The organism is Paraburkholderia panacisoli, from assembly GCF_008369935.1.
Classification (GTDB): Bacteria; Pseudomonadota; Gammaproteobacteria; order Burkholderiales; family Burkholderiaceae; genus Paraburkholderia; species Paraburkholderia panacisoli.
This window is the reverse complement of sequence record NZ_VTUZ01000075.1, coordinates 20,832-27,829: the sequence shown is the minus strand read 5'-3', so window position 1 is coordinate 27,829 and position 6,998 is coordinate 20,832. Positions and strand designations below refer to the sequence as shown.

The window sequence follows — 6,998 nt, the reverse complement described above, 5'->3', positions numbered from 1 at the left end:
ACGCCGATGATAGTGCGGATTGCCCGTGTGAAAGTAGGTAATCGTCAGGCTCCCCCGCAGTGAACAGAAACCCCACCCCCAAAAGGTGGGGTTTCTGCGTTTGGGGCGCCCGAATCCGGTGGGTGCAACGGCAGAAAACGGCTGCGAAACTGCGCTCCATCCTCTCCCCGCACGTCACGGCTTCCCGGTCCGCAGCGCGTTAGCATAACCGGTCTCCAGATAGCCCCGGCCCACCACCGACGCGCCGTCGCGACTCACCCGCAGCGCACCGTCCCGGTACACCGCGTGCGGACCAACTTCCCAAAACGCCCCCGCGCCCATCTAACTAAGCCCGTTTGCGCACCAACGTCTGCTCAGGCACACCCGCGATAAAACGGTCGAGCCGCGCGCTCGCATCCGTGATTGCCCAAAGAGGCGCGCTGTGTAGTTGCCGGTCGTAACTCGTCGCGATCGGCGCAAAAAGCGCGACCCCTGTATCGTCCAACCTCCACTTACCGGTCTCCCGGCCGATATCGAACACCGCTGCCACAGCGCGGTCCGCCGCTTCGAGTTTCTCACCGCTCACCGAACCGAAGCCCAACTCAGCCAGAAAGCCGGTCAGCAGCATGGTCTGCGTGAGGGTCTGCGCGTCGGTCTTGCTGCCGGCGCCCCGGCGCAAGATGTCGAGCGCCAGATGCACCCGTAGCGCGAGGTCGTCGGCGATTTGCCGTGCGATGGGCAACAGCATGGCCTTCGTATGCCGCGCGCGTGCAACTCCAGCGTTGCGTGAAAAGGGAATAGGTTGTGCCATGAAGGTCCAATGTTTATACCGGTGCAGATGCAATAACGGCGCGCCTCGGAAAAGATTGAGCCCTCGTTGTCCATACCGCAAATGCACAGGCCGAAACGCCGGCTGGCGGCTGTTTCCACGTCAATTGCAGCCGTTTTCCATCACAGCCCCTCCTTTCTTCATCCGGGCGACGCCTATCGGCCGCCCTTCATGACAGCGGGCGCGTCATCAACAGACCTACTGCCACAAGTGACCACGACATGGCGAAGACGTGGCCCAAAAAGCCGCGCCAGCAAGCACGCCACGTCTACGCAAGCGAGACGCCGACAGCATTCGACCCATCCCCGAAACCCGGCGCTCGTCGCACACCAAAACCGACACTCGTCAAAACCGATTCACTCCTCACCACTCTCATCCGACGGCGCAACACTACGCGCCCGCATCCGTCGACGGATCTCCGAATCCAGGATCAAACGCCCCCGCAACTTCCCCTTCATGCGTTTCACATAACGCGGCGCTTCGGTCATGTGGATCACCATCAACTCCCGCACCTTCTCCACGTCACGCTCACGCGCTGCCTTCGTAATCGCCTTGTGAATCTTGACGTTCGCCTGACCGAACCGCTCATGTTCGGATTGCGGCGTGTCGTTACGAAACTCGATGAGCTGCCGAATCATTTCATTGATCAACTCGCAGCTGAAACGCAAAAACGGATTCGGATTCGCGGCCGCCAGAATGTCATGAAAGTTCACGTCTTCTTGACGTTGCCGCACGATGTCCTGGCCGCCATGCGCGGACGCCGGTCGATCGCAGCACGCAATGCTTGCTTCGAGCGCGTCGAAGTCCTGCTCCGTCAGATGCGGGACGGCGCCCGCCGCGAGCTCCGGCTCCAGCAATTTGCGCACGGTGTAAATGTCGTCGATCGAGACGTCCTTGAAGAACAGATAGTTTTGCAAAAGCTGCAACGTGCGATCGAGCGGCACTTCCACCACCATGCCGCCGCCGCTCGGACCAGTGGTCACCTTGATCAGGCCTTGCACTTCGAGCGACTTCAACGCCTCGCGGATCGTGCTCTTGCTCACTGAAAAGAGCTGCTGCAGTTCCACTTCACGCGGCAGGCGATCGCCCGGCTTCAGGTCTTTCTCCGTAATGAGCCGCTTGATTTCCTCGGCGACCAGATCGCCGCGCTTTTGCTGTTTGATTTCAATCGCGGCGCCAGCCTTGGCTCGGTCGATGGCCATATTCGATGCTCCCAGTTTGTCCCGCACGATCCTCGATCAATCCACGCGCCGCGTCACGGCCTGAAACGTCTCCGGATACCGCCAGGAATTTTGCCGTATTGACACTCGAATTTATTGTACCTACGATCGAGTCCAACCTATTTATCATGATAAATAGAACAAAGCCGACGGGGTAGAAAACTTCAAGGCGGCCAGTAAGCTCAAGTAGTCGTTCGCGTCATGCGTGCGCAGTTTCGTAGCCGGTCAGTGCGTGTCTCTTTGCTAAGGAGCGTCATTTTGAATCGCCGAAATATGTTGAAGCTGGCCGCGCTGTCGGCCGTTCCGGGGACGTTGGGCTCGCTGGCCGCGCGCAGCGCGTTCGCGCAGGCTGGCGCCGTGCAGTTCGCGTGTCCGGTGCCGATGTCGGGGCCTTTCGCCGCGAACGGCAAATACGCCGACCTCGGTATGAAGCTCGCCATCGAACAATACGGCAAGGTCCTCGGTCAGCCGCTCGCCTATACGACGCTCGACACGGAAGGCAAGCCTGCGACGGCAGTGCGTCGCGTGCAGGAAATCGCGCAGCAGAAGAACGCACGCTTCTTTGCCGGCGGTATTTTGTCCTCCGAAGCATTGGCGATGGGCAAGGAAGTGCAGAAAGCCAGTGGTATTTTCATCACGACAGCAGGTGCGGATGAAATCACCGGCAAGGACTGCGACGCCGCAACGTTCCGCTGGTCGGTGCCGACCTACGGCGCAATCGAACAGACAGTGCGTCCCCTGATCCAGACTTTGCCCAAAGCAAAACGCTGGTACACCATCACGCCGCAATACGTGTTCGGCGACGGATTGTTGTCGGCGGCCAAGGCGATCTTCAAGGAGAAAGGCATCGAGCATGTGGGCAACAGCTACCACTCGCTCAACGAGAAGGAGTTCAGCGGCTATCTGACGAACGCCGTCGCTGCGAAGCCCGACGTTCTGCTGATTCTCAACTTCGGATCGCAATCGTCGGATACGTTGCGCCAGGCGGTGAGCTTCGGCATGAAGAACAATTGCACGATTCTGATGGCATGGGCGTCCGGTCTCGAGCAATTCGAATCGCTCGGTGCGGATCTTTGCGAAGGCGTCTATTTCGGCGCGCAGTATTGGCACGGCATCGATTCACCGCTCAACCGTGATCTCGTCAAGCGCGCTAATGCGACGTTCAAGGCGAACCCCAACTACAGCCTCGCGGGTTCCTATGTCTGCACGAAGATCCTGCTCGACGGCATCATCAAGGCGGGCACGATCGATCCGAAGAAGGTGATCGCCGCGCTCGAAGGCATGAAATACGACGGCTTGACGGGCCCGGAGGAGGTCCGCGCAGGCGATCACCAGGTGCTAAAGAACTATTATCTGTTGAAGGGCAAGGCGAAGAACAAGATGAAAAGCGCCGACGACTACGCGGATATCGTGAGTTCCGGCCAATCCTTCCTGCCGCTCGAGAAGACTGGCTGCAAGATGACGTGACGCCTGCGTGCCGCACGCAAGCGCGGCACCTTCATCGCGAACACGAGGCCGGATCGCGACACCTCTTTGCCACACCATCAGACGGACGCCATGAACGTTTATCTCCTGCAGATCGTCAACGGCATCGGAGTGGGGATGCTGTATTTCCTGCTCGCAGTCGGCTTGTCGATCGTATTCGGCCTGTTGCGTTTCGTGAACTTCGCGCATGGCGCGTTCTATCTGCTTGGCGCCTACTTCTGCTATCAGGCGATGCAGTGGTCGATGAGTTTCTGGACTGCGCTCATCGTCGTGCCGATCGTGGTGGGCGCGCTGGCATGGGTCGTCGAGAAACTGATTCTGCGGCATGTCTACGCGCAGCAGCATGAGTTTCATATCCTCGTGACCGTCGGCCTCGCACTCGTCGTGCAGGAATGCGCGATCCTGATCTGGGGCCCGCTCGGCGATAACGTCGCGATCCCCGACATACTGAACGGCGTGGTGATCTGGGGCAGTTTCGTTTATCCGAAGTACCGACTGTTCGTGATCGGTTTCACCGCCGTGCTGGCCGCGCTTTTGTGGTGGGTGCTGGAAGGCACGCGCCTCGGCAGCGCGGTGCGCGCGGGCAGTGAATCGACCGAGATGGTGTCGCTGCTCGGCATCAACGTATCGCGCGTTTTCAGCCTCGTGTTCGCGCTCGGGGCCGCGACTGCCGCGCTGGCTGGCGTCCTCGCCGCGCCGATTCGCGGCGTCGATCCGTTCATGGGCATCGAGGCGCTCAGCGTCGCGTTCGTCGTGGTCGTGGTCGGTGGGATGGGCAACTTTCTCGGTGCGCTCGTCGGCGGCCTGCTGGTGGGCGTCGTGCAAAGCGTGATGAGTACTTTGTGGCCCGAAGGCGCGCGGCTGATGATCTACGTCGCGATGGCGGCGGTTCTTCTGCTGCGTCCGAACGGCTTGCTCGGGAGGGCCGCATGATCGACACCTCGAAGCCCGCGATGCAAAGCGTTCGCTCTTCATCCACTCGACAGGGCGTCAAGCACTCGCTGCATCGCTATCGCTTCCTGCTGCTTGCGCTGCTGGTCGTGTGCTTGTTGCCGCTGACGCTGCGCTCCGGATCGCTCGCGACTGAAGTGCTGGTGTTCGCGCTGGCCGCGCTCGGCTGCAATCTTCTGCTCGGGCACACGGGCTTGTTATCGTTCGGGCAGGGCATTTTCTTCGGACTCGGCAGCTATTGCGCGGGGCTGGTGCTGACTAAAACCGCATTCCCGCTGCCAGTGGCGTTGTTTGCATCGATCGTGACGGGCGCCGTTGCCGCGGCGCTGGTGGGCTGGTTTTCGATTCGCCAGCGCGGCACGTACTTCGTGATGCTGACGCTCGCGTTCGGCCAGCTATTCTATTTTCTCGCCTACACGACGCCCGATCTGACCGGCGGCGACAACGGCCTGCTCGACATTCCGCGCCCCGCGCTGAGCGTGTTGGGTAAAACACTCGTGCCGCTGACCTCGCCGTGGCAATACTACGGCTTCGTCGCGGGGCTATTTCTCGTGGTGTTCTGGTTGCTGATGCGCGTGTCCCATTCGGTATTCGGCCGGACCTTGCTGGCGATTCGCGACAACGAAGCACGGGCCGCCGCCGTCGGCTACGACGTCAAGCGCTTCAAGCTGATGGCGTTCGTGATCTCAGGCGCGGTCACGGGACTCGCCGGCGCGCTGCATGCGCTGATGACCGGTATCGCGCCCCTCTCCAACATCGACTACCACACGAGCGAGATGATCCTCGTGATGACGGTGATCGGCGGCACCGGCAATCTGTTCGCATCGGTGTTGGGCGCGGCGTTTTACGTGCTGTTCGCCGATTGGCTCTCGACGTTGTGGCCGCGCTGGCTGTTGCTGCTCGGCATCGTGCTGATCGCGGTCAGCCTGTTCATGCAACGCGGACTCTGGGGATTAGGGGAGCGCATCTGGCAAACACTGTGCCGCAAGCCATCTCCGGAATCGGACAACGATGCGGACAAAGACGCCGACAAGGAGGCCGCATGAACGGACCCATTCTGCGAGCGAGCGGTGTAGTAAAACGCTACGGCAAATTCACTGCGCTCTCCGACGTGAATCTGAGCATCAAACCGCGCACCGTGCATTCGGTGATCGGTCCGAACGGCGCGGGCAAGACCACACTCTTCCACGTGCTGACCGGCACGCTGCCGATTACCGAAGGCAAGATCGTCTTCGACGGCCACGACGTCACGCACGAGCCGGACCATAAGCGCGTGCGCCGCGGCGTCGCGCGATCGTTTCAGGTGACGAGTCTGTTCGCCAATCTGAGCGTGCGCGAAAACCTGCGCCTCGCCGCGCAAGGTGTCGACGCCGTGCGTGCGTTGAATGCGTGGACGCCGCCGCACGGTGCGCTCGCGCATGTGGACACGGTCGACAGCGTGCTTGAACGGCTCGCGCTGCAGCGCTTCAGCGACGTATCGGCGGGCGCGCTCTCGCACGGTCAGCAGCGGCGGCTCGAAGTCGGCATGGCGCTTGCGGCGCGGCCCAAGGCGATCTTTCTGGACGAGCCGACCTCGGGCATGGGCATCGACGACCTCGACGACATGAAGCAACTGATCCACGGCCTGCGCGACGCATACACGGTCGTGCTGATCGAACACAACATGGGCATCGTGATGGATATCTCCGACACGATCACCGTGATGCAACAAGGCCGCGTGCTGGTGGAAGGGCGGCCCGACGACATTCGCGGCGACGAGCGCGTGCGCAGCGCCTATCTCGGCAACATGATCACCGGAGGCCGCGCATGATTCTCGACGTGCAGCAGATTCACGGCTTCTATGGCAAGAGCCACATCCTGCAAGGCGTTTCGTTGCAGATCGACGATGGCGAGACGGTCTCGCTGCTGGGCCGCAACGGCGCCGGCAAATCGACGACGCTCAAAGCGATTGCCGGCGTCGTCACACCGCGGCGCGGCACGGTGACATTGAACGGCGCGAAGGTCGGCGGCATGCCGCCGCACAAGATCGCGTCGCGCGGCGTGTGCTTCGTGCCCGAGCATCGCGGCATTTTCCGGCTGCTCACGGTCGAAGAGAACTTGCGGCTCGGCGCGCGCAAAGACTCGCCATGGCAACTCGACGACATCTACCGCATCTTTCCGCGTCTGAAGGAGCGGCGCACGAACGGTGGCGCGCAACTGTCCGGCGGCGAACAGCAGATGCTCGCGATCGGCCGGGCGCTGATGAATCATCCGCGTTTGCTGATGCTCGACGAACCGGTCGAGGGTCTCGCGCCGGTGATCGTCGAAGAAATCGTCGCGCAGCTCAAGCTGATTCGCGAAGCGGGCGTCGCGATTCTGCTGGTCGAGCAGAACCTCGAAGTCTGCACGCAACTCGCGGACCGCCACTACATCATCGAACAAGGCGTGATCGTTTATGCGGGCGATAACGCGTCATTTTCCGCGGACGAGTCGATCAAGGACCGTTATCTCGGCGTGGGCGTCGTTTGACGCTTGCGCAGTCTTCAATACGAGGA

The 6,998-nt window shown here is 61.3% G+C and carries 7 protein-coding genes; 5 read left to right on the top strand and 2 right to left on the bottom strand.

What is annotated here, in order from left to right; translation table 11 throughout:
- Positions 1-325: 325 nt before the first annotated feature.
- The gene (locus FVF58_RS47995; protein WP_149676528.1) at positions 326-790 is read right to left on the bottom strand and encodes a hypothetical protein; all 465 of its coding nucleotides are present in this window, start codon (positions 788-790) and stop codon (positions 326-328) included.
- Between the two features lie 374 nt (positions 791-1,164).
- The gene (locus FVF58_RS47990; RefSeq protein WP_149676527.1) at positions 1,165-2,010 is read right to left on the bottom strand and encodes a FadR/GntR family transcriptional regulator; all 846 of its coding nucleotides are present in this window, start codon (positions 2,008-2,010) and stop codon (positions 1,165-1,167) included.
- 276 nt (positions 2,011-2,286) lie between these two features.
- On the opposite strand from FVF58_RS47990, the gene FVF58_RS47985 reads away from it, so the two are divergent.
- The 5 genes from FVF58_RS47985 to FVF58_RS47965 all read left to right on the top strand — a co-directional run bounded on the left by FVF58_RS47985 (position 2,287) and on the right by FVF58_RS47965 (position 6,972).
- Positions 2,287-3,495, top strand: coding sequence for an ABC transporter substrate-binding protein (locus tag FVF58_RS47985; protein ID WP_149676526.1), 1,209 nt, complete (start codon positions 2,287-2,289; stop codon positions 3,493-3,495).
- A gap of 90 nt (positions 3,496-3,585) precedes the next feature.
- Positions 3,586-4,446: a branched-chain amino acid ABC transporter permease gene (locus FVF58_RS47980; protein ID WP_149676525.1), complete on the top strand. Its 861-nt coding sequence runs from the start codon at positions 3,586-3,588 to the stop codon at positions 4,444-4,446.
- A complete protein-coding gene (locus FVF58_RS47975) occupies positions 4,443-5,510 on the top strand; it encodes a branched-chain amino acid ABC transporter permease (RefSeq protein ID WP_149676524.1) in 1,068 nt (355 codons plus the stop codon). The genes FVF58_RS47980 and FVF58_RS47975 overlap by 4 nt, the downstream gene beginning before the upstream one ends.
- Positions 5,507-6,274: an ABC transporter ATP-binding protein gene (locus FVF58_RS47970; RefSeq protein ID WP_149676523.1), complete on the top strand. Its 768-nt coding sequence runs from the start codon at positions 5,507-5,509 to the stop codon at positions 6,272-6,274. Before FVF58_RS47975 ends, FVF58_RS47970 begins: the two co-directional genes overlap by 4 nt.
- Positions 6,271-6,972 carry an ABC transporter ATP-binding protein gene (locus FVF58_RS47965; RefSeq protein WP_149676522.1) on the top strand — a complete coding sequence of 234 codons (702 nt, stop codon included), beginning with the start codon at positions 6,271-6,273 and terminating at the stop codon, positions 6,970-6,972. Before FVF58_RS47970 ends, FVF58_RS47965 begins: the two co-directional genes overlap by 4 nt.
- The last annotated feature ends 26 nt before the right edge of the window (positions 6,973-6,998 follow it).

What these genes read in the sequence shown, in the direction of transcription:
- FVF58_RS47995 (WP_149676528.1), bottom strand. Translation starts at nt 790, where the DNA reads ATGGCACAACCTATTCCCTTTTCACGCAACGCTGGAGTTGCACGCGCG.
- FVF58_RS47990 (WP_149676527.1), bottom strand. Translation starts at nt 2,010, where the DNA reads ATGGCCATCGACCGAGCCAAGGCTGGCGCCGCGATTGAAATCAAACAG.
- FVF58_RS47980 (WP_149676525.1), top strand. Translation starts at nt 3,586, where the DNA reads ATGAACGTTTATCTCCTGCAGATCGTCAACGGCATCGGAGTGGGGATG.
- FVF58_RS47975 (WP_149676524.1), top strand. Translation starts at nt 4,443, where the DNA reads ATGATCGACACCTCGAAGCCCGCGATGCAAAGCGTTCGCTCTTCATCC.
- FVF58_RS47970 (WP_149676523.1), top strand. Translation starts at nt 5,507, where the DNA reads ATGAACGGACCCATTCTGCGAGCGAGCGGTGTAGTAAAACGCTACGGC.
- FVF58_RS47965 (WP_149676522.1), top strand. Translation starts at nt 6,271, where the DNA reads ATGATTCTCGACGTGCAGCAGATTCACGGCTTCTATGGCAAGAGCCAC.